The organism is Desulfosporosinus sp. BICA1-9 (genome assembly GCF_000802135.1).
Genome location: NZ_JUEE01000260.1, coordinates 1 through 21,716, shown reverse-complemented (window position 1 = coordinate 21,716; position 21,716 = coordinate 1). Strand labels below are relative to the sequence as shown.

The window sequence follows — 21,716 nt, the reverse complement described above, 5'->3', positions numbered from 1 at the left end:
TATATGAAAACTATGCTTTGCCGTTAGACCCGCATAAGCTGATTTTATGCTCAACTACTTGTCCTACTGCTTCGCGTACCTTGAGAACGGCTTTCCAGGGTTCCTGTTCCGTAATCAATGTTTCAGCCATGGATTTGGCCCAAGCTACTTTTAATTCTGTGCCGACATTGACCTTGGCAATACCTTTCTTGATCGCCTCTCGGATCATGTCATCAGGAATTCCCGAACCGCCGTGGAGAACCAGCGGTACCTTAACCAGGGAGCAAATTTTCTCAATCAGAGAGAAATTGATGTTCGGTGGGAATTTATACAAGCCGTGGGCGGTGCCTACAGCAGGAGCAAAAGTATCTATTCCGCTCTCAGTTACCAGCTTTAAAGCTTCGACAGGGTCAGCTAGGCCCATGTCCGGATTACCGGTTTCTTGTGCATCTTCAATTCCCCCGATATGTCCCAATTCCGCTTCGCTCGTAGCACCTTGCGCACGTGCCAACTCAACAGTTTTCCGGGCAAGGGCAATATTTTCATCTAAAGGGAGCGCGGAGGCATCAATCATTACTGAGGTAAAACCATGAGCCAGTGCCCATTCAATCCACTGCAGGCTGTTGCTATGGTCGAGGTGCAAAGCGACGGGCACTTTAGCTGCTTTGGCAGCTTCTTGAGCCATAGCCGCCGCAGCAATATCCCCGATTTTCTCCAGATAGATGGGACTAATCTGGAGAATTACCGGAGAATGCTGTTTTTCAGCAGTTTCAATTATGGCCTGCAATATCTCTAAGTTATGGAAGTTGAAGGCTGGTACAGCGTAATGTCCTTGCCTAGCCTTATTGAGCAAATGAATAGATGGTTCTAACATTGGATTTCCTCCCTAAAAATTTAATGTAGGAATTTTCTTAAAACTCCCTCTTGACAGAGCAATACTAACATACTAGAATTATACTTATAAATATGCAATATTGCAATATTTAAAATAACAATATTGCAATATTACTTCTTGAAACCCTTCCCTGCCTTTCCACTTTAGAAACGTAATATTACACTCGATGACTTAGCATCAATTACATATAGTTATACTATTAATCCCGCATACATGAGAAACATCGGAATACTTGTTCTTAATTTCATTCACTCTTGACGATAAACTTTGTTTAATATAATCTGGATCATATATGTAATATTGCAATATTGTGTGGTAAGGAAGTTGATGAAATGGAATTAAACAAAACGGAGTCTATACCTTTACATTATCAATTAACAACGACTTTACGGGATGCCATCAGGGATGGAGTCTGGAATTTGGGAGATGTTTTTCCTACCGACAAGGATTTAATGGTTCAGTATGGCGTTAGTAGTACAACTGTCAGGCGCTCCGTGGGGCAATTAGTTCAAGAAGGATTGCTCGATCGCAAAGCTGGAAAAGGAACATTTGTCAAGAATAAGCCTGTAGAAGAAACGTTGGGACTACTGACGGGTTTCTTTGAAGAAATGGCCATCCGTGGGTTTTCGCCGAGCGCCGACTTGATCAATCTCTGTCCCATAGAGGTAACTGCTAAAGAATTGGAAAGAGTCCCTGAGTTAGGCATCTTTAATAAGCAAAAGCTGTTTCTGATCGAAAAGGTACAAAAACTAAATAACGAGCCTATTGCTTACCTGCAAAGCTACTGGCCATATGAATATGGCTCTCGGATGGCCGCCTCTGACCTAACGGAAACTGGTCTGTACGCTATCGCTGCCAAAGAATTGGGCCTGGTCTTAACCAAGGCGGAACAAACTATTGGCGCGGGAATTGCCCACAAAAAGGTGGCGCAGTATCTAGGAGTTAGAACTGGTTTCCCCATCCTCACTATGAATCGTATTGGCTACTGTGGCGAACAACCTGTAGAACTCTCGCTTAACTCATATCGCGCAGATAGATACAAGTACAAGGTCTTGCTACAGCAGAACACCGGCAGAAACATAGAAGGTCTTTTCTTCTCATGATGGATAACCTATGTTGGTAAATCTGTGTAAATTTGACCAGAGTGAAGGTTACAGCGACTGCTATTTTCTGAAATTTTTATAAATTATGAGTACTTAGATCAGGACATAACACCTAATTCATGCTTTTTCTCACAATCACACTTTGTTACCGCACTGAGCTATACTGTGCTGGTAAGGATCGTCAGTCGTTTAAATCAAAACAAAGTTGCTTTAGGGGGGTGATTATGCGGTTCCTATGAGTACGTCACGAACTCAGCAATACTTAGGAGACCGGAGAGGGTGGTATCCGGTGAAAATTGCTCGTAATCAAATGTCATGGGGATTTTGCGAGGATCCGCGGCGTAGGTGGGACCTAGAAGGGGAAATATCGTAACTATATCAGCAAAGAAGGTGTATACAAAGGATGTAGTCAATTGTCTAGAGGCAATCGGCTACAAAGTAGGTCGAACGCCCATAGTAAAAGCGGTGGAATTGAACCAGCGCGGGTGGATCCCGGCTGTTTTGAACAGAAAGCAGCCGGGCATGGTACCACCGAGATGTTTTTGCCCCCTGCATAAAGAACTCTTTCGTTTTATTAAGAAGAAAGCTGATTCCTTAGCAAGTTGCTTTAGAAATTATATCACGAAATTGATAACAAATCATATGTCGGATAGGTTAAACTAAAACAATGAGAATTCGGAAGGGGTTAAGAGTATGTTATTCAAAAAGTTAATTAGCTTGACCATGATATGCTCACTGTTAATTTTAGGCACTGTTGCTTGCGGAAAAAGCAATACCACTCCCACTACTGGTCAAGGCGATAGTAAGAGCCAAGAACCGGTAACCATCACGTTTGTGAACTGGGCCTCTGCTGAAGAAGCGACCAAACAAATGACACTAAATAACATCAGTGAATTCGAGAAACAAAATCCGACTATTAAAATCAAGAATGTGCCAATGCCTTTTAGCGATATTTTAAATCAGTTAACGATCATGAATAACGCGGGAAACGCGCCGGATATTGCCCAAATTACTAATGGCGACGGCATGAGCTTAGCTTACATGGGGGCATTGGAGCCGACTGATAACCTTCTGTCGTCAGCATTCAAGGCCGACCTGAATAAGACGGTCTACGACTTGGGTATAAAGGATGGTCAGCACTATCCAATTCCTTGGGCAGGACAGCCAATGGGTTTTTGGTATAACAAAAAGTTGATGAAAGATGCTGGCTTGGATCCAAACAACCCACCCAAAACATTGGACGAACTAAACAAAGCCATGGAGATAGCCAAGCAAAAGTTGCCTAGCAGCGTCGTGATGCTGCAAATTGATACAACGATCCGAACTATGGGGTTAGAGCAAGAATGGCCACTGATGAACGCCTATGGGGCAATTAGTGAGAATAAGGTCCAAGCGAGCAAAATGGGACCTTATGCTGAATGGTTACGAAATTTACTGCAAAAAGGCTATACTCTGCCGGGTAAAAAATTAGGGGAATTCAGAGCTTTAGCCGCCCAAAACAACTTGCTTTTTGGCATTGATCAGCCTTGTTTTAAAGGGATTGTCCAAGCTTATGACAAGTCCAACAAAATGAGTGATGAGGCGTTCAATGAAATGTGGGCAGTGACAACTATGCCTGTCGGTGCAGATAAGAAGAGTTATTCCGTTCCGGGTGACCACAACTTAGTCATCTTAAAGTCCTCCAAGCATAAGGAAGCGGCGGCGAAATTCGCAGAGTTCTTAGCTGGCGATAACTATTCACTTAAAAACTACGTGCTTCCTACAGGATTCGTACCAGTAGTTAATAGTTCTAGCCAACGCTTCCCAGACGCATTTAAGGACCCGTCACTTAAAGCCTTTAGCGAAAAGATACTGCAAACTGAAGTTCGACCACCCTGGGGACCTGACTACAGTAAGTATGCTACTGATGTAATGACTAGCATGCAGGAGATAATTACCACAAAAAAACCCATTCCAGATATTCTTAATAGTTTGCAAACAAAGCTGCAGAACTATAAGTGATCCTAGCTAGACATAGCCTTTTCCGGGGACCGGCAAGCGGGTTATCCCGCTGCCCTCCCCCCGTCATTCCCTAAGCTCTAGTGCGATTACAAAAGATTTACATTGAAGACTTTTGCTGCTGCTTGACATTCAAGCCCAGCATTAATAGTTACTTTTAATCCCTTAGGGTTTAATAAGAAAGGAATGAAAGGTGTAAAATATGACTAAGAGTAATTCAAAGATCGGTCTAGCCTTCTTTGTCAGACCCCAATTTGATGTGGATCTGGCTAAGGATTTCTTCCACAATGTTCAAGTGGCCCTAGAACGGGCAAGTATTGCCACTCAAGTGTTTGAGCAGCCTGTTTCCACAGATGCCGAAGCATTATCTCTCGCGGAATCGATCAACAACTGTCAGGATTTGCATGCTCTAATTATAGTGCAGGGAACTTTCTGCGATGCCTCTTTGATCCTTAATCTGTCTAGTAATATCAACTTACCTATTTTGATTTGGGCGACCAAGGAGGAAGCTACGGGTGGGCGCTTGAGCCTTAATTCTTTCTGCGGTCTCAACTTGGGAGCACACGCGCTCGTAAATGCCGGTATCAAATTTAAAGGAGTTTATGGTAGTCCTGATTCCCCAACGATTATGAAGAAAGTCACGGCTTTTGCCCGGGCTGCCGGAGCTGTCAAGTGGCTGAAAGGAAAACGCATAGGGCTGTTCGGGCACCGGCCCTCAGGTTACTATCCATCAAATTTTAATGAAATATTGTTGCGTAAACAATTTGGAATTGCCGTCGAGTATATACCGCTCAGTGAAATATTCTCTCGGGCTCAAGAGATTGAAATCAAAGACATCCAGCCATTTACCGGTAATTTGTCCGGAGTGGAAAACTTAGAAATGAGCGCTACTACTAAATCGGTTCAGGCCTATCTGGCGCTTAAAGAACTAGTTGCCCAGAAAGCTCTTGACGCAGTCGCTGTGGAATGTTGGCCGGAATTTATGGCGAATTTTGGAGGAGCCGTGTGTTATGCTCTCAGTCGTCTGAACGATGAGGGTATCGTAGCTGCCTGTGAGGCAGATGTTAATGGAGCAGTGACAATGCTCATCGGGTCCTACTTCTCTTCCGAAGCTAACTTTATTGCCGATTTAGTCGGTGCCGAAGAGGAACAAAACCAGTTGATTTTTTGGCATTGCGGTAATGGACCTCTCTCACTGATTGCCCCAGGTACAAACCCTATAGCCGGGATTCATCCGAACCGTAAGATTCCTTTAGGAGTACATTTCCCCTTAAAAGGCGGCCCGGTGACAGTAAGTCGGTTAAGTAGTGATCGTAATGGAGACCTGAGACTTTTGCTTGGATCCGGAAATGGTATTGAAACAAATCTGCTGTACAGCGGCAACAGCTTGCCTGTTCAAATTTCCGGCTCTGTGCAGGATACTTTGGACACAATCTTGTACGAAGGAGTCGAACATCACTATATTGTGACTTATGGAGATTTTACTAGTGAATTTAGAGAACTAGCAGAGCTTCTCGGGTTGCGAATGATTAATTTCTAACGGAGGAACACAATGTCTAAAAAGCGGGAAGAAATTGCTATTAAGGAACAGAGACTGCAAAGTCTGTTAAAAGAAAATCAGCTTGATGGTATTTGTCTCTCCCGAGCAGCCAATTTTGCCTGGTTGACCGCTGGGGGCAATAACCGGGTTGTTTGGAGTCAAGAAACAGGAGCTGCTGCTTTGGTGGTTGTTGAGGGCCGTAAGTTCCTCGTCGCCCCCAAAAATGAAATCGAAAGGTTAATGAAGGAACAGGCCGCAGATGCAGGTTTTGAGCCTTGGACTTATGAATGGTATGAGGATCGGCAACAGGCAATTCAAAAATTAGTGGGTAGTAAGAAAATTGGTTCTGATATTCCTATGGGCAATTGGCCGGTGATCGAGGCTGAGCTCAAGAGGCTCCGCTTCAGCTTGACCGTCCATGAGGTGGAGAGGGCTGAGAAGCTGGCGGCGATCTGTTCAGTCGAACTGGCTGCTACCTGCGAGGCAATTGTTCCTGGCTGTTCGGAATGGAATATTCAGGCTGAACTGTCCAGCCGGTTACTCAACCAAGGAGTACGAGCCAATGTGCTGTTGGTAGGAGCAGATGAGCGAACAAATTTCCGGCATCCGGTACCTGAACCAAACAGAGTGTGCCACTATGTTATTATTGGTCTGGTTGGTGAACAAGGTGGTCTGCATCTGGCCTTATCTAGGTCGGTTTATTTCGGAACGGTTCCGGAAGCTTTGCGACAGAACTATGAAAGTTGCTTGGCTGTAGAAAGGGCATTTTGGGAAAACAGTATTGTGGGTGCCGACAGTCAGCAGATATATCAGCAGAGCATTAAGACTTACACAGATGTCGGACATCACGAGGAGTGGAAATGTCATCACCAAGGGGGTGCCATTGGCTATGCTCCACGTGAGTTCAGGGCAGGTGAAGGTGGGCAGGAGGTCATTCAAGCCGATCAGATGATGGCCTGGAATCCCACAGTAGAGAACACCAAGTGCGAGGATACTTGCTTAGTTACGCCAACCGGACTCAAACTGTTAACAACAGTACCCTCATGGTGGCCAACCATAACGGTCAAAGTGGGTAACAGCAATATTCAACGCCCACTCATTCTCGAAAAGAACATTACTATTCATGCATAAAGGGATACCCATAATTTAGACTAGTTGTAACCTGATCCATCAGCATTGGGATGAATGGAACTACACCCCGGATAAAATACAGTTTGTTACTAATACTATATTTTTAAATATTGTAATATTACAATATTTAAAAATATTTGCCTGGCGTGCAACCCTATCCGCTCCGAAAGAAAAAGAAGACTTAATCCGTAATCGTTTGGGCATAAGTTTTAGTAAGATATTTTAAACCTTCTGACCCAATTCATTAAATTTAGATTAACTTGGGAGGGAAAATAATTGGCAGGAGTTAAGTTGCAAGGTGTCTCGAAAGTCTACGGCACTACAACAGCTGTAGAGCCGACAGATCTCGAAATTAAGGATGGAGAGTTTCTGGTCCTCGTCGGACCTTCCGGATGTGGAAAGACGACAACTTTGCGGATGATCTGCGGGTTGGAGCTACCATCCGCGGGTAACATTTTCATCGGTGAACGCAATGTTACGAAGCTTGAACCAAAAGATCGGGATATAGCTATGGTTTTCCAGAGCTATGCCTTATATCCTCATAAAAATGTTTATGACAACATGGCTTTCGGTTTACGTATCAGAAAAAGGCCCAAGCAGGAGATTGATGCAGCAGTTAGAGAGACTGCCGAGATGCTGGGCATATCGCAGTACCTTGATCGTTTCCCCAAAGAATTATCCGGCGGACAACGGCAAAGGGTTGCTTTAGGACGGGCCATTGTCAGGCATCCCCAGGTTTTCTTAATGGACGAGCCTCTAAGTAATCTTGATGCCAAACTGCGCGTCCAGACTAGGGCGGAACTGATTAAGCTTCACCAAAAGCTCAAAACTACGGTCATTTATGTAACTCATGATCAGATCGAAGCCATGACGATGGGCTCACGCCTCGTAGTGATGAAGGACGGATTAGTCCAACAAGTTGGTTCCCCCAAAGAAATCTATGGTTACCCGGCCAGCAAATTTGTCGCGGGTTTTGTCGGGTCACCACCGATGAATTTCATCAAGGGTACAGTGGAAGTTATCGGCAATAACCTGAATTTTCAGGCTCCAGATCTTACAATCGAGCTGCCTCTTCAAGAGAAATCGACATGGAACGGGAAATCTGAGGCCTTCTTGGGAATTCGTCCGGAAGGGCTTACCCAAGTCGACCCGACTGAGACCAAGAACTGCCTGTTGTGCAAGGTCGAGGTTGTGGAACATATCGGAGCAGAGATTATTATCCATGCTAGGCTAGGTGACGGTGAGGAAATTGTGATCAAGCAAAATGGATATGAAGAGGAACCTCAGGTAGGATCCATAGTTAAAGTGAAACCTCATCAGGGAAATATTCACTTGTTTGATGCGCTTAGCCAACAGAGGATCATGACTACGACGGTTGTCGACGGTAAGATGTTTTAGTTAGAAAAGCTAGATATGCGGATGGCATAGGAGGGGAGTTGCAATGGCGAATCGACTGAAAAGCCAGGATAAACCCAGGGGGATGAGAAAGATACTGATACCGCTTCATGTAAAATTAATCTTTCCTTCAGTTTTTGTCCTTGGGCTTGTCATACTTTATCCTTTGGTAAGTTCTTTAGTACTGTCCTTATTTAATTATGAGTTAACAAGACCTGATGAGATGAAGCTCAGTGTTCTCAAGAATTACGGCATGATGATCGACGATGATGTCTTTTGGTTGTCCTTAAAAAACACTTTGGTATTTACGGGTGTTTCTGTTGGAGTCAGTCTGATTGTAGGCTTAATCGGGGCAATCACCCTGGATCAGTTACCGAAACGTTTAGCCGGGTTACGGGGAGTAATCTTGGTTCCCTGGCTTATTCCCGGCGTAATAGTAGGTTTCTTGTTTATGCTGATTTTTGATGTCCAAGTAGGGGTAGCTAATGTGATCTTAGAACGTGCCGGAATTATCAAGACATTCTTGCCCTGGCTGATGGATGATCAGTTAGCCGAGATTGCGGTAATTATTGCCAATATATGGAATCAAGTTCCGTTCTACATTTTGATGTTTACGGCCGGTCTCAAGGCAATTCCAGCAGAGACTAAAGAAGCTGCGATCGTTGAAGGGGCAGGGCGGTGGCAGGAATTCGTTCACGTCACATTACCACACTTGCGCGGGATTCTAATCATCACCAGCTTATTAATGGTTATCCGTAATTTCAATAACTTTCCTTTAATCTACACCATGACTGGTGGTGGCCCGGTCTACTCCACGACGACTTTTGTCATCTATATTTACCGTCTCGCCTTTGAACAGTTCAATATCGGTTATGCCTCTGCTGTTGGTGTTGTCTGGTGTCTGGTGTTATTGGGGCTTTCAAGTCTCTATATAAAAGTTCTTACTAAGCAGGATTCATTGTAATCATTTTTAGCGGAAGAATAGTGTAAGAGGGGGTTAATGGATGTTTCGACGGCGATTATCATTGGGCTGGGCTGCATTTGTGTGGGGCTCAGTGGCAATTATCATGATTTGGACCTTGTTTCCGATCTTCTGGATGTTATCGACTTCCTTTAAAACGAACTTGGATGTCTTTAAGATGCCTCCGGAAATATGGCCTTCGCACCCGACTTTGGAGAATTACATTGGCTTAGCTTCGGGAATCAACCCAATTCCTCGCTTTTTCTTTAATAGTTTTCTCACTGCTTTATTAACAGTTGTCTTGACCATTGTGCTAGCCACCTTTGCGGGATATGCCTTATCCCGTCTAAAGTTCCGGTTCCGCGACCAAATACTCGTGAGTGTGCTGGTGACGCAGATGTTTCCTTTAGTTGTCATGCTGGCTCCACTTTACCTCCTTTATGTAAAAGCTCATTTACTGAACACTTACTTGGGCATGGTCATCGCTTTCACCTCCTTTGCACTACCCTTCGGGATTTGGATGATCAAAGGATTTATCGATTCAGTTCCGGTAGAAGTCGAACAAGCTGCGATGGTCGACGGATGCAGTCGTATGCAAGCAATGCGGCTTGTAGTGTTGCCTCTGATAACTCCCGGGATTGTGGCTACAGGTATCTTTGCCTTCCTCGATGCTTGGAATAACTTACTCTTTCCCTTAACACTTACTAATGAAATCGCCATGAAAACCCTGCCAGCCGGGATGGTTATGGCCTTCTCCGGACAGTTCAAAAGTGACTGGAGCGGGATGATGGCGGCATCCTTCATTACCACACTTCCTGTGCTCATCATTTTCATCCTCCTGCAACGCTATCTCGTCGAAGGTCTGACCGGGGGCGCTGTGAAAGGCTAGTATTATGCTTGAAGGTATTTTGTCAGCGGTTTTGGTAGGTGTCCTGCTCAGCTTGGCAAAGGTTTGTTTATCCGAAGTACCAGTTATCTTTTTTAGTATGGCTCTGATGGGCGGAACTCATCTTATCTTTCTCGTTGTGTTAATAATACGGCGCCAAGGCAGTATGATCTGGGCAGCTGGTAAACGTTGTCCGGAGCTGATTTTGGTAGGCTTTCTGGCTGCCGTCCTGAACCTGATGCAGAACTGGGGGCTAAAGCTTAGTTCACCAGCCAATGTTTCCATTCTGCTACGAGGAGATTTGTTCTTTAGCCTCATCATTGGGTATGTTATCTGGAAGCAGAAATTGCATCGCCTGGAGTGGGCAGGGATGGGTGCTATGCTTATCGGTGTCAGCCTGGTTCTGCAAATCTCTTGGCGGGAAGTCCGCATAGGCTCTGGAGGCGATATTTTAATCCTAGGAAGTGCTCTTTTGTTGGCAGTAAATGCCGAGATTATCAAACATAGGCTGGGCCAGGTCGAAGGTATTTTGGTGGCTTATTTTAATTCCGGGATGTGTTTTATCGTTTTCTTGGGAGGATCAGCTTGGATGGAAGAGCTAAGAGCTTTGCCCAAGGTCAATATGGGGATATGGTTGTTGGTTTTGATAAGCATTCTCTTGCAAGTAGCTCAGTACTTGGTCTATTATCGCTCATTAAGGAAACTGACAACCTGTCTAGTTCGCGTAGTCCATCTGATTACTCCGATTGTTGCTATCGTCACAAGCTCCTGGTGGATGCACGAAGACATCAGTTTAACTCAAATTGGAGGAATGCTGTTGGTAGCCGGTGGAATTATGCTTGTTTTCCGGGTACATGCCAAAAAGTCTCCCGTAGGCCTTTGACCTTATGAAGAAAGAACTCCTCAGGAGACAGGAGTCAGCATGAGAATGGCATGTTGTCTTATTCTGAATTCTGACTACTGAATTCAAAATATTACTCAAAAATTATAAAAGCAAGCGAATATTTCGGAGGTGATATTTTTCGTGAAAGCAAATGTAGCTATTGTTCAAGCCGGCGGTCCCACCTCTGTGTTGAATGCGAGCTTGGCGGGTTTTTTGGAGGCGGCAGCCTCTTCAAGCCAATATAATCAGATCCTGGGATTTTGTAACGGGATCGAAGGTTTGATTAAAAATCGAGCCATGTGTTTAGGCGGACTTGACAAAGCTCAGTTGGAAGCTCTTAAGAATCAGCCAGGGGCTGTTCTGGGGTCAGGACGATACCCACTGACTCCAGAAGGCTTGTCAACTATACGCAGCAATCTGCAGCTGCGAGAAATAAGTCAGTTGGTTTTAGTCGGCGGTAACGGAACAATGTGGGCTGCTGACCAAGTTGCAGCAGCTTGTCCAGATGTTCAAGTTGTCGGAATTCCGAAAACAGTGGACAATGATCTTTGGGGAACAGATCATTCTCCAGGGTATCTGAGTGCTGCCAAATTTATCGGAGAAGCCGTCAGATCGTTAGCTCTGGATCTCTGGGCGATGCGCAATTTTGAACGAGTCCGGGTTGTAGAGGTGATGGGGCGAAATGTCGGGTGGTTGGCAGCGGCAGCGAGCCTAGCGCAAATTTCTTTACCGGATTACCCGCCGATCCATTATTATCTGCCGGAACACTCCTTTGACTTAGAAAGTTTTTTCACTAAAGTAAATGAACATTTGAACAACTATCCTTGCATGTTGGTAGTTGTCAGTGAAGGAATTCGCTCGGCTGCAGGAAACCCGATTGCTGAATTTGAGATAGGCGGGAGCAAGGTACCGGGAGGGGCCGCGCAAATGTTATCTTCCGAATTGCGTAACCGGGGAATTCCGTCCCGAAGCGAGGTTTTAGGTATTTTGCAGCGGGCGAATACTTGGTCCGTGTGTGAGCGTGACCGCCAGGAAGCTATATTTTTAGGGAGGCAGGCTGTCGAAGTCTTAGGCCAGGGTAAGAGCAAAGTCATGCTGGGCTTGCCGACGGAGGCTATTGATTTTGTCGAAGGCGGTAAGGCGCAATTGGCCGAGCTGAAAGGTATTGCAGGGTTGGAACGCCCTGTCGATCCTTGTTATTTGACAGAGAGTGGAATTGATCCCTCTTTTACTACTTGGTTACAAAATAAAATGGGAGAACCTTTGGCGGACGCCAACAGTGCTCGTCAAGTATGGGAGCTGGCGGCGGAACAGTTTGTCAATAAGATGGGTTAAAAGTGGAGAATTTCTGCGAAGGAGTGATGAAGCCAGTGCGTAGAATAAATGTGCACTCGGAACGATGTATCGGGTGCCGGGTTTGTGAACAATGGTGTACCTGGCAGCATAACGGTTCAGAGGAGGAGCAAAGCCGAATTTATGTGCAGAGAATGCATTCGGAATACAGCAACCTGCCTCAGATTTGCCACCAGTGTGTCGATACACCATGTATTGAAGCCTGCCGTTTCGATGCCCTGTGTAAGAACGAAACGACCGGCTCCATTCAGGTGGATCGAAAACTATGCACAGGGTGCCGAGCCTGTGTCAGGAAATGCCCCTACCAGGCGATCAGCTTTGATTCGACCCAGAAGAAAGTGCGGATTTGTGACCTTTGCGCCGGAGAGCCTCAATGTGTCAGGCATTGTCCGGAAAGAGTGCTGGAGTATAACGGTGATGCCCAGGAGGGGATGCCAGAATATCCGCTCGGACTTAGTGTAGGATTGTGGTCCTGGCGTGGAGGTGAGGCCAAGTGAGTAAGACCATGTATGGCTTGGCTGGGAAACTCCTCAGGGTTAATCTAAGTACAGGGACTTGTGTCGCTGAGCCCACACCCGTAGAGATCTATACCGCTTACCTGGGCGGCAGGGGTGTTGGCGCATATCTTCTGACTAAGGAAGTGACCGCAGGCGCGGACCCCCTGGGTCCAGACAATAAACTAATCTTTACTACGGGCCCTTTGACCGGGACGTTGACCCCAGGAGCAGGCAGGATGAATGTGGCATTTCGGTCACCATTGACGTGCGCCTACTCGTATTCACTCTGTGGTGGTCACCTAGCTGCTGAATTCAAATTTGCCGGTTATGATGTTGTGATCATTGAAGGTCAGGCCTCTAAGCCAGTATACCTATGGATCAATGATGCCAAGGTTGAATTGCGTGACGCTGCACACCTCTGGGGATTGGATACACATGCGACAGAAGATGCTATTAGGGTTGAGTGCCGAGATACCCGAATTCACACTGCTTGCATCGGCCCGACCGGGGAGAAACTGGTTCGCTATGCGATGATCCAGTCTGATTATCATCGCGAGTTCGGCCGAGGCGGTGCCGGTGCGGTGATGGGCAGCAAGAATTTGAAGGCGATAGTCGTGCGTGGAACAGGACAAGTGAGCGTGTCTGACCGACAACACCTCGGGCGTCTGACTGAAGACGCATACCTCGACTTAGCGGCCAGTCCTAAAGCTAAGCTTCGCCGTTCGGTTGGAACACCTGAAATGATCGATGGAACTAACAAGTTGGGCTATTGGGGTACACGTAACTTCAGCACAGGCTATTTTGCCGAAGCCAGCGCGATTAATGCTGCTAGCCTGCAAAAGGATTATTATGAGGGCAGCATGTCCTGTTATGGATGTCCGATAGCTTGTGGTAAAGTAAGCAAAATTAAAGCCGGAAAATATATTGACACTAAGATCGAAGGCCCGGAGTTCGAGACGGTGGGCCTGCTGGGGGCCAATTGTGGCATTGTTGACCAAGCAGTGATCATCAAGGCTACGGAGCTATGTGATCAGTATGGTATGGACACGATGTCCGCTGGAGCTACTGTCTCTTTGGCGATGGAATGTTTTGAGCAGGGGATTATTACTACGAAAGATACAGGGGGTATGGATCTTTCTTTTGGTAGTGCTGAAGGACTGCTGCTAATGTTGGAACAGATAGTGAAACGCCAGGGTTTGGGAGACATCTTGGCTGAAGGGTCCAAGCGAGCCGCTGAGCATTTTGGCGTTCCGGAACTGGCAATGCAGGTCAAAGGACAGGAATTTGCGACCTATGAGCCCAGGGGCTGTGTCGGAATGGGTCTGTCCTATGCGGTGTCGACCCGGGGGGGGCACCATATGTTTGCTCCAACGATGGGTGCGGAAACGACGGGAGACGGTTCTAGGCGCCTGCTTACCGAGGGTAAGGCCGCCATGGTGGTGGATACCCAAGCACAGATGGTAGTCGTGGATTCCTTGGTTCTTTGCGCATCGATGCGTTTTGCTATGAGTTTGGACAATCAAATGGAGTTTTATCGGGCGGTAACGGGGCGCACCCTGAAACCTGTTGAAGCTAGGTATGCCGCGGAGAAGATTATTGCGATTGAGCGCTTGTTCAACCTGCGTGAAGGGTTCACACGCCGAGATGATACTCTACCGAAGCGTGCACTACAGGAGCCGGTGCCGGATGGACCCAGCCAGGGAAGCAAAGTCGACTTGGAACCCATGTTGGAGGAATATTATAGTCTGATGGGCTATGATACGGAAGGTTGGCCGACTGCCGACACCCTGAAACGGTTGGAGCTGGAAGAATTCGCATCGATTCTTCAACAAAAACTGTAGAACTATGGTGCCAAGAGACCAGAAGTTAGAGGTCTAACAGCTAGTTACTTTTTTAGAGGTGACGGGCGAAGAGCGATCAGTCGACTCGACTAATCGCTCTCAGCTCTCGGGTGCAGTAACTACTGCATCCTTTTTTGCTTATGAGCTAAGCTTTTAAGGCTAGAATCAGGATAAAATTTTATAAAGTGAGGCAAAATTGGATGTCTAAACTGGAAAATGAATTTGTATCGGTTGCAGTTAAATCAAAGGGTGCCGAAATGCATAGCCTTATATCAAAACATGACGGAACGGAATATATCTGGCAAGCGGATTCTAAATATTGGGCTTGGCATGCTCCGGTGTGTTTTCCGATTGTTGGCAAACTAGTTAATAACCAATATCAAGTAGGTGACAACGCGTATTGTCTTACCGTGCACGGATTTGCCAGAGACATGGAGTTCCAGGAAATTGAGTCGGCAACCGACCGAGTTGTATACCGTCTTAATTATGACAAAACCACCCTTGCTAAGTTTCCTTTTAAATTCCAACTTGATATCAGTTACACGCTAGTTGGAAGCGGTGTCACCATAGAATACGTTGTTAAAAATGTGGACGACAAACCCATATATTTCTCTATTGGGGCTCACACAGGCTTTAATTGCCCACTATTAACCGATGAAATGCTTGATGACTACGACCTGGTCTTTGAAAAAGCCGAAACAGCTAAACGCTATTTTACTGACGAGGGCTTAGTATCAGGGCAGACGGAATTGTTATTGCAGGGAGACAACATCCTACCGCTATCACAAGAACTGTTTAGAGACGTTTTGATTTTCAAGAATTTACAATCCCAATATGTCACTCTTAGAGGCCGGAAATCTGGTAAATCCGTAACCGTTCATTTTGAGGGTTTTCCTTATATTGGCATCTGGACCAAACCGGAGGGCGCGCCTTTTGTTTGTATTGAGCCTTGGTACGGAATACCTGATAGTGCTGGAGAAAGTAAGCAGATTTCAGAGAAAGAAGGTATACATTTTTTGGCACAGGAACAGGAATTTAGATGTGCTTACCAGATTGTTATTGGATAAGAAAAATTAATGGAGGAATTATGATGAATAAGCATGTTCGGAATGTGATGCTCGAAGCGCGTGAAAAAAGTTATGGGCTAGCAGCTTTTACTGTTCAAAATGCAGAAATGATCAAAACAGTTCTTAATGTATCAAAGGAACTAGCTGTTCCGGTACTCTTGATGTTTGGTCAAAAGCCCCTTCAGCATCTCGACATGAAAGTCCTGGTTAACATTGCCAGAACTTATGAAGACATATATGAGATTCCGGTATATCTGCATCTAGATCACAGCCGGAACCTAGATCAAATCCAAAAGGCTATTGAAGAAGGGTTTGATTCAGTTATGTATGACGGATCTGCTTTATCATGGGAAGATAATATCGCAAATACAAGAAGAGTTGTTGCCATGGCCCAAGTAAAGGATGTGGTTGTTGAAGCAGAAATAGGAAAGATTGCTGGTGTAGAGGATGACATTCAAGTACGTGAGAACGAAGCTTATTTGACAACTCCGGAAGAAGCGAAGGAATTTACGGAGTTGACAGGAACTGATTGGTTAGCGGTGTCAATCGGAACAGCTCATGGTTGGTATCATGAAACTCCAAAGCTTGATTATACACGCATTGAGGCTATCCGGGCTGCTGTAAATATACCGCTGGTTATGCATGGTGGCTCTGGGCTATCGGATGACGCTATCAGGCAGGCAATTAAAGCAGGTATTACAAAGATAAATGTTGATACAGAATTGCGCAGGGCATTTATGAGTGGAGTGGCAGACTCACTATCTTTAAATCAGGTGTTAGAGGATTTTGTTAGCCATATTAAGGTTGGTGAGGAGAAACTAGCTCAGACTGTGCGGGAAAAGCTCATGTTATTCGGAACAGGTGTTAATTTTGCGCGATGAATTTAGAGGTAGGTCTTTATTGAGGAATAGAACTTAGAGGAGGTAACTATGAAACAAATATTCATCAATTTTAAACGTTTTGATGTCCCTAAAAGTTTGGGAGGAGTTTGTCCCTATGAAAAAGGAGATGAATGGATTGAATGGATTCTAGACGAGTGTATAAACTATGAAATTGGTAAACTTGAAGGTGTATTGATATCGTTCATGTTTCCAGAGTCTTTGATTGTTAGTGCCGTAAAACGTCTGCAAACCTACCCTGAAGCGGATAGGAAAGCCATAGCAGTAGGGTGTCAGGGGGTTTACAGGGAAGATGTCGTAGTAGGTGGTAACTTCGGGGCTTTTAGTACCAACAGGCCTGCTGTTATAGCCAAAAGTCTAAACTGCAGTTGGACGATGATAGGGCATTCTGAAGAGAGAAAAGATAAGATGGGGATAATAATCACCTATGATCCTAAGAGTTTAGATAGCAACCTTGGGCGACAAACTGTCAAGGCTGCAGTTGATACAATACTAAATCAAGAACTGAAGTGTGCCATAAACAGGGGATTAAAAGTCTTGTTTTGCATCGGTGAAACTGCTGAGGATAAAGGTGACGGAGATTTCGTTCAGCAAAAGCCTCGAATCAAGGCAGTCCTGAAAGAGCAGTTGCTAAACGTATTAACAGGGTTTGATAAAGCTCAACTGGATGGTAACCTGGTTATCGGCTATGAGCCAATCTGGGCCATTGGACCGGGAAAAACACCCCCGGGAAGTGAATATATTGCCTTTGTGTCAGCTTATATTAAAGAGATTATTGCAAAAGAATTTAATTTTGTGCCTCCAGTTGTATATGGTGGTGGCTTAAAAGAAGAGAACGCCGGGCTTATCTCTAAGATAGACACTATTGACGGCGGTTTAGTTGCTCTTACAAGATTTACGGGTGAGATAGGATTTTATCCTGAAGAGTTAAAGAAAATAATCTCCAAATACCTTGAATAAGCAATGAGTAAAAAAAGTTTCTTGAGGGAGGTCAAATCACAGTGAAAATTGCATTTGAATACGGACAAGGTTTGATGGAAGCCAATTTACCGGATAATACGGACGTGTTTATACCTGGGGAAACAGTTGCAGACCCACAATACCTTAAGAACATTGAGGAAGAAACAATAAAATCGATACTTAATCCGATAGGGGTTCCATCCATTTCCCGACAAGTACAAAAAGGGTCAAAGGTTACAATCGTATTTCCGGATAGGGTCAAGGGAGGTGTCCAAGAAACCTCTCACAGAAAGATATCAATCCCTATAATCATTGAGGAATTTCTCAAGGCCGGAGTTGAAAAAAAAGATATAAAACTTATTTGCAGTAACGGCTTACATCGGAAAAATACCAGGGAGGAAATCAAAAGCCTCTTAGGTGAAACGGTATTCAATGAGTTTTGGTGGACTAATCAGATCGTCAATCATGACAGTGAGGACTGGAGTAAGCTAGTTGACCTTGGTCATGACGAAATGGGTAACCCGGTAATCATGAATAGAGAGGTTTTTGAATCTGACCTAGCCGTGCTGATTGGGCACGTTCTGGGTAACCCATATGGCGGTTACTCTGGTGGATATAAGCACTGTGCTACCGGTATTACACATTGGAAGTCTATTGCTTCACACCATGTCCCTCATGTGATGCATAGGTCTGACTTTACTCCAGTAAACAACCATAGCTTGATGCGCAGAAAGTTTGATTCCATTGGACGATATATGGAAAAATGTATGGAAAAAAATTCTTTACTTGTGATGCTGTGCTGGATACATACCAGAGACAAATTGCGGTTTTTACGGGGTATGCTGGTGAAATACAGCCCTTGTCATGGGAAATTGCCGACAAAAGGACTTATGTACCTTGGGCTGAGAAGAAATATGATATGATGATTTTGGGTATGCCTCAGGCCTTCCATTATGGAAACGGAATGGGGACCAACCCGATTTTCATGATGCAGGCCATATCAGCACAAATAATCAGACATAAGAGGATATTGAAGGATAACTGTGTGGTAATCTGCTCATCAATCTGCAATGGTTATTTTCATGATGAGGAATTTCCGTCCTACAGGGCGGTGTATGACCTTTTCCAAAAAAACTACCACAATACACTTCCTGACCTTGAAAAGTACGGTGAGTATTTTGCAAATAATCAAGAATATATTGATAAATATCGTTTCAATTATGGCTACCACCCTTATCATGCCTTCTCAATGATATCCTGCGGACATATAGTAGAACAACATTGTTCCGCTCTCTATATCGTTGGCGCTTATGAACCAGGCTATGCCCGCAGTATGGGAATGAAAACGAGAGCTACTTTTGAAGAAGCATTAATGGATGCCAACAAATATGTAGGAAGCAACCCTAATATCCTAGCCCTTCCAAAAGCCTTTAAACTTGCCAGCGTACATCTCGGAATGAAAGACAGCATCGAGAGGTAAAACCTATCGGAAGGGATGTTCTTGAGACACTGCTGTTTGGCTGATTGTGGCGGCGGTCATGATGAGTCTAGGCTTTAAAAGGATATTCGTCTGGAAAAAGGGGTATTGTAAAAGGGTTTAGGACGTTGCGGAATTGTAGGAAAAGAAGTATCATTATACGAATCTATTTGGCCGGATATTAGAAACTAGAGGTGTAGTCAATGATCACCGATCCCTTAAAAATCTTTATTTCAGTCGTGGAGCTCAAGAATTTCTCCCGTGCTGCTGAAGAACTATATATATCCCAACCCAGTGTGAGTTTACAAATTCGGAATTTAGAAAATGAACTTGGCACAAAACTTATTAATCGTTCGCCAAAACATTTGGAACTTACTCAATCAGGCGAGATTTTCTATGGATATGCTAAGAACATCTTGCTTTTATATGATAAGGCCAAAGAGGAAATTGATTTGTTATCGAATGTGGTCACAGGGGGATTGAAAGTTGGGGCAAGCAATACGATTGGAGAGTATATTTTACCCTTTGTATTGACTGAATTCGCGGCTCAATTTCCGAAAGTAGGGATTGAAACGTTAATCGCCAATACGGAAGAGATTAGTCATGCAGTTCGAGCTAACCATTTGGACCTTGCCCTTGTGGAAGGAGAAGTCAGTCATTCAGACCTTATTATCCGTCCGTTAATGGAGGATGAGATTATTTTAGTGGTGCCTAATCAACATGCCTTGGCTAGACTGCCAATCGTTACCGCGGATCATCTGCAGGATCAAGTATGGATTTTGAGAGAAAGCGGCTCCGGAACTCGTGCCTTCAGCGACAAGCTAATTAAAGATCGAGGAATTCAGGTTAAAAAATCATATATTTTGGGAAGCGGTCAAGCTGTCAAGCAAGCAGTGATAGCTGGGCTAGGAATTGCCCTTGTCTCCAATTGGATCGTCCGCAAAGAATTAAAGGCTAGAGAACTTACGGCTATTCGGATAAAAGGGAAGCGTTTAACACGTTATTTTTCGTTAATAACATCAAAGAACCATGAACAGTCTAAGGCAGTGGAAGTTTTCACGGAACAACTTTTTACTCATGAGCTACTAACTTCGGCGAGTGAATCAGCCCGCAAGGGAATAGATGTTTAAGTTAAAACAAGAGAGTCTAACTGATTACCTTTTGAGGGTAGCAGCCAGACCTTTGTATATTTTAAGGCGTTTTGACAGGAATAATAGCGTAACCCAAACGTGGAGTGTTGAATTTTTGCCTTGAGTACCTAGTACCAAACATATGTTGACTGGGTATGATATAATACCATTGTATTAAAAGTAAGGTCGGTGGACGCTTATGTTTGAACCCGTTAAATTTTATGGTAACCTATCCGAAAGCATTGTAAATCAGATTATGCAAGTAATTAATAACGGCGAACTTAAGCCGGGTGATAAGTTACCTCCCGAACGCGAAATGTGCATCATGTTTTCTGTGAGTCGGACAGTGATCCGGGACGCTCTAAAAATGCTGGTTGGGTTAGGTGTAGTAACGATCCGGCATGGTATGGGGGCTTATATTAACGAAGTGGATGGAGAGGAAGATGTCTCACGATTAGCTTCCCTACTTCAAATCTCACGGGGGACCGTTGAAGAGCTATTTCAGGTCCGGGAAGTTATAGAAAGCCAAGCAGTGATTTGGTGTACTCAGAACGCGAGCGAACAGGATATTCAGCAACTAGAGCATATTGTTCGTAAAGGAAAAGAATTAGGGGATACGAGTGAGTCGAAACTCGCTTTACTTGATGCAGAATTTCACTTGAAGATCGTGGAGGCTGCAGGTAATCGGGTCCTGATGAGACTGATGGTAAACCTATTAGATTTACTCGGAGAAAATAGAGCCAGAGTGCTAATGGTTCCAGGGCGACAACGTTTATCCGTTCTGGATCATGAATCAATTGTTGAAGCCATTAATCAAAGAGATTCGGAATTAGCACATCAAAGAATGCTGAGTCATTTAGCGAATGTTAAAGAAGCTATTCAATCTGTTGCTCATGCTCCGCAGGACTGGGAATAGGTTAGAAAAATACTTAAGAAAAAGATTTACTTATTTCTATTGGATGGATTGAAATAGGTAAATCTTTTTTTATGTCCTGTTGACAAAAGGAAAGAAAAGAGTTAGTATTTATTCATGGTAATACCACATACAACATACCACTATTGCATTGAAAAAATGGGGAAACAATGCGTGAGGAGTGGTTAAATCTTAAAAGAGGAGGGTTATCATGAGCAGCCACAAATTTTTAGTTCACAATGATGGCGACTACGTAGGCGTTGCTATCCAAGACATTCAAGCTGGCGAAGAAGTACTAGGGGTTGAACTCCATAGTGGTAAAGAATATCACGTGAAGTCAAACCACGATATTCCGCTCGGTCACAAAATCGCACTTCAAGGGATTACGAAGGGTGAAACTATCCTTAAATATGGTGAGAACATAGGCGTTGCAACCGCAGATGTTAAAATCGGCGATTGGGTACACACACATAACTTAAGAACTGCGAGGTGGGATTATGGAAACTAAGATTTTAGGATATAAGAGAGATAATGGTCGTATCGGCATCCGCAACCATGTGCTAATTATCCCAGTGGATGATTTATCCAATTCTTCTTGTTTGGCAGTGGAACACAATATAGCTGGAACATTGGCAATTCCCCATCCTTATGGACGCCTTCAATTTGGTGCTGATCTAGAGTTGCACTTCAAAACCTTAATTGGTGCTGGACGCAACCCGAACGTTGCAGCTGTCGTGATCATCGGAATCGAACCGAACTGGGCTAAGCTAATTGCTGATGGAATTGCTGAGACGGGTAAACCTGTAGC

General features: G+C 44.6%; 20 protein-coding genes and 1 pseudogene. 20 read left to right on the top strand and 1 reads right to left on the bottom strand.

The window, feature by feature from the left end; all coding sequences use genetic code 11:
* Window positions 1-10: 10 nt before the first annotated feature.
* Entirely contained in the window at window positions 11-853 is an 843-nt protein-coding gene (locus JL57_RS32315; RefSeq protein ID WP_034145972.1) for a class II fructose-bisphosphate aldolase, read from the bottom strand.
* 353 nt (window positions 854-1,206) lie between these two features.
* Here JL57_RS32315 and JL57_RS32310 point away from each other — a divergent pair, with 353 nt between their 5' ends.
* The 20 genes and pseudogenes from JL57_RS32310 to JL57_RS32220 form a co-directional block, all read left to right on the top strand.
* Window positions 1,207-1,977 carry a GntR family transcriptional regulator gene (locus JL57_RS32310; RefSeq protein ID WP_034145971.1) on the top strand — a complete coding sequence of 257 codons (771 nt, stop codon included), beginning with the start codon at window positions 1,207-1,209 and terminating at the stop codon, window positions 1,975-1,977.
* 413 nt (window positions 1,978-2,390) lie between these two features.
* The gene (locus tag JL57_RS36105; protein WP_291300855.1) at window positions 2,391-2,534 is read left to right on the top strand and encodes a hypothetical protein; all 144 of its coding nucleotides are present in this window, start codon (window positions 2,391-2,393) and stop codon (window positions 2,532-2,534) included.
* Window positions 2,535-2,670: 136 nt separating this feature from the next.
* Window positions 2,671-3,978: an extracellular solute-binding protein gene (locus tag JL57_RS32305; RefSeq protein WP_034145970.1), complete on the top strand. Its 1,308-nt coding sequence runs from the start codon at window positions 2,671-2,673 to the stop codon at window positions 3,976-3,978.
* A 199-nt stretch (window positions 3,979-4,177) separates the two neighbouring features.
* Window positions 4,178-5,515 carry an L-fucose/L-arabinose isomerase family protein gene (locus JL57_RS32300; protein ID WP_034145969.1) on the top strand — a complete coding sequence of 446 codons (1,338 nt, stop codon included), beginning with the start codon at window positions 4,178-4,180 and terminating at the stop codon, window positions 5,513-5,515.
* Between the two features lie 12 nt (window positions 5,516-5,527).
* Complete coding sequence (locus tag JL57_RS32295) at window positions 5,528-6,646, top strand: Xaa-Pro peptidase family protein (protein WP_034145968.1); 1,119 nt, start codon at window positions 5,528-5,530, stop codon at window positions 6,644-6,646.
* A gap of 276 nt (window positions 6,647-6,922) precedes the next feature.
* Window positions 6,923-8,044, top strand: coding sequence for an ABC transporter ATP-binding protein (locus tag JL57_RS32290; protein WP_034145967.1), 1,122 nt, complete (start codon window positions 6,923-6,925; stop codon window positions 8,042-8,044).
* 43 nt (window positions 8,045-8,087) lie between these two features.
* Window positions 8,088-9,005: a carbohydrate ABC transporter permease gene (locus tag JL57_RS32285; protein ID WP_034145966.1), complete on the top strand. Its 918-nt coding sequence runs from the start codon at window positions 8,088-8,090 to the stop codon at window positions 9,003-9,005.
* Between the two features lie 40 nt (window positions 9,006-9,045).
* Window positions 9,046-9,891, top strand: a complete 846-nt coding sequence (locus JL57_RS32280; protein WP_034145965.1) for a carbohydrate ABC transporter permease — start codon at window positions 9,046-9,048, stop codon at window positions 9,889-9,891.
* 4 nt (window positions 9,892-9,895) lie between these two features.
* Window positions 9,896-10,771 carry a DMT family transporter gene (locus tag JL57_RS32275; RefSeq protein WP_034145964.1) on the top strand — a complete coding sequence of 292 codons (876 nt, stop codon included), beginning with the start codon at window positions 9,896-9,898 and terminating at the stop codon, window positions 10,769-10,771.
* Between the two features lie 141 nt (window positions 10,772-10,912).
* Window positions 10,913-12,106, top strand: coding sequence for a diphosphate--fructose-6-phosphate 1-phosphotransferase (locus tag JL57_RS32270; protein WP_034145963.1), 1,194 nt, complete (start codon window positions 10,913-10,915; stop codon window positions 12,104-12,106).
* A 35-nt stretch (window positions 12,107-12,141) separates the two neighbouring features.
* Window positions 12,142-12,621, top strand: a complete 480-nt coding sequence (locus tag JL57_RS32265; RefSeq protein ID WP_291300854.1) for a 4Fe-4S dicluster domain-containing protein — start codon at window positions 12,142-12,144, stop codon at window positions 12,619-12,621.
* Window positions 12,618-14,462 carry an aldehyde ferredoxin oxidoreductase family protein gene (locus tag JL57_RS32260; RefSeq protein WP_291300853.1) on the top strand — a complete coding sequence of 615 codons (1,845 nt, stop codon included), beginning with the start codon at window positions 12,618-12,620 and terminating at the stop codon, window positions 14,460-14,462. Before JL57_RS32265 ends, JL57_RS32260 begins: the two co-directional genes overlap by 4 nt.
* Before the next feature lie 200 nt (window positions 14,463-14,662).
* Window positions 14,663-15,529, top strand: a complete 867-nt coding sequence (locus tag JL57_RS32255; protein ID WP_034145962.1) for an aldose 1-epimerase family protein — start codon at window positions 14,663-14,665, stop codon at window positions 15,527-15,529.
* Between the two features lie 20 nt (window positions 15,530-15,549).
* A complete protein-coding gene (locus JL57_RS32250) occupies window positions 15,550-16,410 on the top strand; it encodes a class II fructose-bisphosphate aldolase (protein WP_034145961.1) in 861 nt (286 codons plus the stop codon).
* A gap of 48 nt (window positions 16,411-16,458) precedes the next feature.
* Window positions 16,459-17,388 (top strand): triose-phosphate isomerase, encoded by a 930-nt coding sequence (locus tag JL57_RS32245; protein WP_034145960.1) that lies wholly within the window; start codon window positions 16,459-16,461, stop codon window positions 17,386-17,388.
* A gap of 41 nt (window positions 17,389-17,429) precedes the next feature.
* Window positions 17,430-18,868, top strand: a pseudogene (locus JL57_RS32240) (lactate racemase domain-containing protein).
* Window positions 18,869-19,068: 200 nt separating this feature from the next.
* Window positions 19,069-19,995, top strand: a complete 927-nt coding sequence (locus JL57_RS32235; RefSeq protein WP_034145959.1) for a LysR family transcriptional regulator — start codon at window positions 19,069-19,071, stop codon at window positions 19,993-19,995.
* Window positions 19,996-20,194: 199 nt separating this feature from the next.
* Window positions 20,195-20,911 carry a FadR/GntR family transcriptional regulator gene (locus JL57_RS32230; protein ID WP_034145958.1) on the top strand — a complete coding sequence of 239 codons (717 nt, stop codon included), beginning with the start codon at window positions 20,195-20,197 and terminating at the stop codon, window positions 20,909-20,911.
* Window positions 20,912-21,119: 208 nt separating this feature from the next.
* Window positions 21,120-21,416 (top strand): UxaA family hydrolase, encoded by a 297-nt coding sequence (locus JL57_RS32225; protein WP_034145464.1) that lies wholly within the window; start codon window positions 21,120-21,122, stop codon window positions 21,414-21,416.
* On the top strand, window positions 21,406-21,716 hold a 311-nt coding region (locus JL57_RS32220), incomplete at its 3' end, for a UxaA family hydrolase (protein ID WP_034145957.1). The genes JL57_RS32225 and JL57_RS32220, both read left to right, overlap by 11 nt.

Excerpts from the sequence above, each read along its gene's own strand:
- JL57_RS32315 (WP_034145972.1), bottom strand. The coding sequence starts at position 853 with ATGTTAGAACCATCTATTCATTTGCTCAATAAGGCTAGGCAAGGACAT.
- JL57_RS32310 (WP_034145971.1), top strand. The coding sequence starts at position 1,207 with ATGGAATTAAACAAAACGGAGTCTATACCTTTACATTATCAATTAACA.
- JL57_RS32305 (WP_034145970.1), top strand. The coding sequence starts at position 2,671 with ATGTTATTCAAAAAGTTAATTAGCTTGACCATGATATGCTCACTGTTA.
- JL57_RS32300 (WP_034145969.1), top strand. The coding sequence starts at position 4,178 with ATGACTAAGAGTAATTCAAAGATCGGTCTAGCCTTCTTTGTCAGACCC.
- JL57_RS32295 (WP_034145968.1), top strand. The coding sequence starts at position 5,528 with ATGTCTAAAAAGCGGGAAGAAATTGCTATTAAGGAACAGAGACTGCAA.
- JL57_RS32285 (WP_034145966.1), top strand. The coding sequence starts at position 8,088 with ATGGCGAATCGACTGAAAAGCCAGGATAAACCCAGGGGGATGAGAAAG.
- JL57_RS32280 (WP_034145965.1), top strand. The coding sequence starts at position 9,046 with ATGTTTCGACGGCGATTATCATTGGGCTGGGCTGCATTTGTGTGGGGC.
- JL57_RS32275 (WP_034145964.1), top strand. The coding sequence starts at position 9,896 with ATGCTTGAAGGTATTTTGTCAGCGGTTTTGGTAGGTGTCCTGCTCAGC.
- JL57_RS32255 (WP_034145962.1), top strand. The coding sequence starts at position 14,663 with ATGTCTAAACTGGAAAATGAATTTGTATCGGTTGCAGTTAAATCAAAG.
- JL57_RS32250 (WP_034145961.1), top strand. The coding sequence starts at position 15,550 with ATGATGAATAAGCATGTTCGGAATGTGATGCTCGAAGCGCGTGAAAAA.
- JL57_RS32245 (WP_034145960.1), top strand. The coding sequence starts at position 16,459 with ATGAAACAAATATTCATCAATTTTAAACGTTTTGATGTCCCTAAAAGT.
- JL57_RS32235 (WP_034145959.1), top strand. The coding sequence starts at position 19,069 with ATGATCACCGATCCCTTAAAAATCTTTATTTCAGTCGTGGAGCTCAAG.
- JL57_RS32230 (WP_034145958.1), top strand. The coding sequence starts at position 20,195 with ATGTTTGAACCCGTTAAATTTTATGGTAACCTATCCGAAAGCATTGTA.
- JL57_RS32225 (WP_034145464.1), top strand. The coding sequence starts at position 21,120 with ATGAGCAGCCACAAATTTTTAGTTCACAATGATGGCGACTACGTAGGC.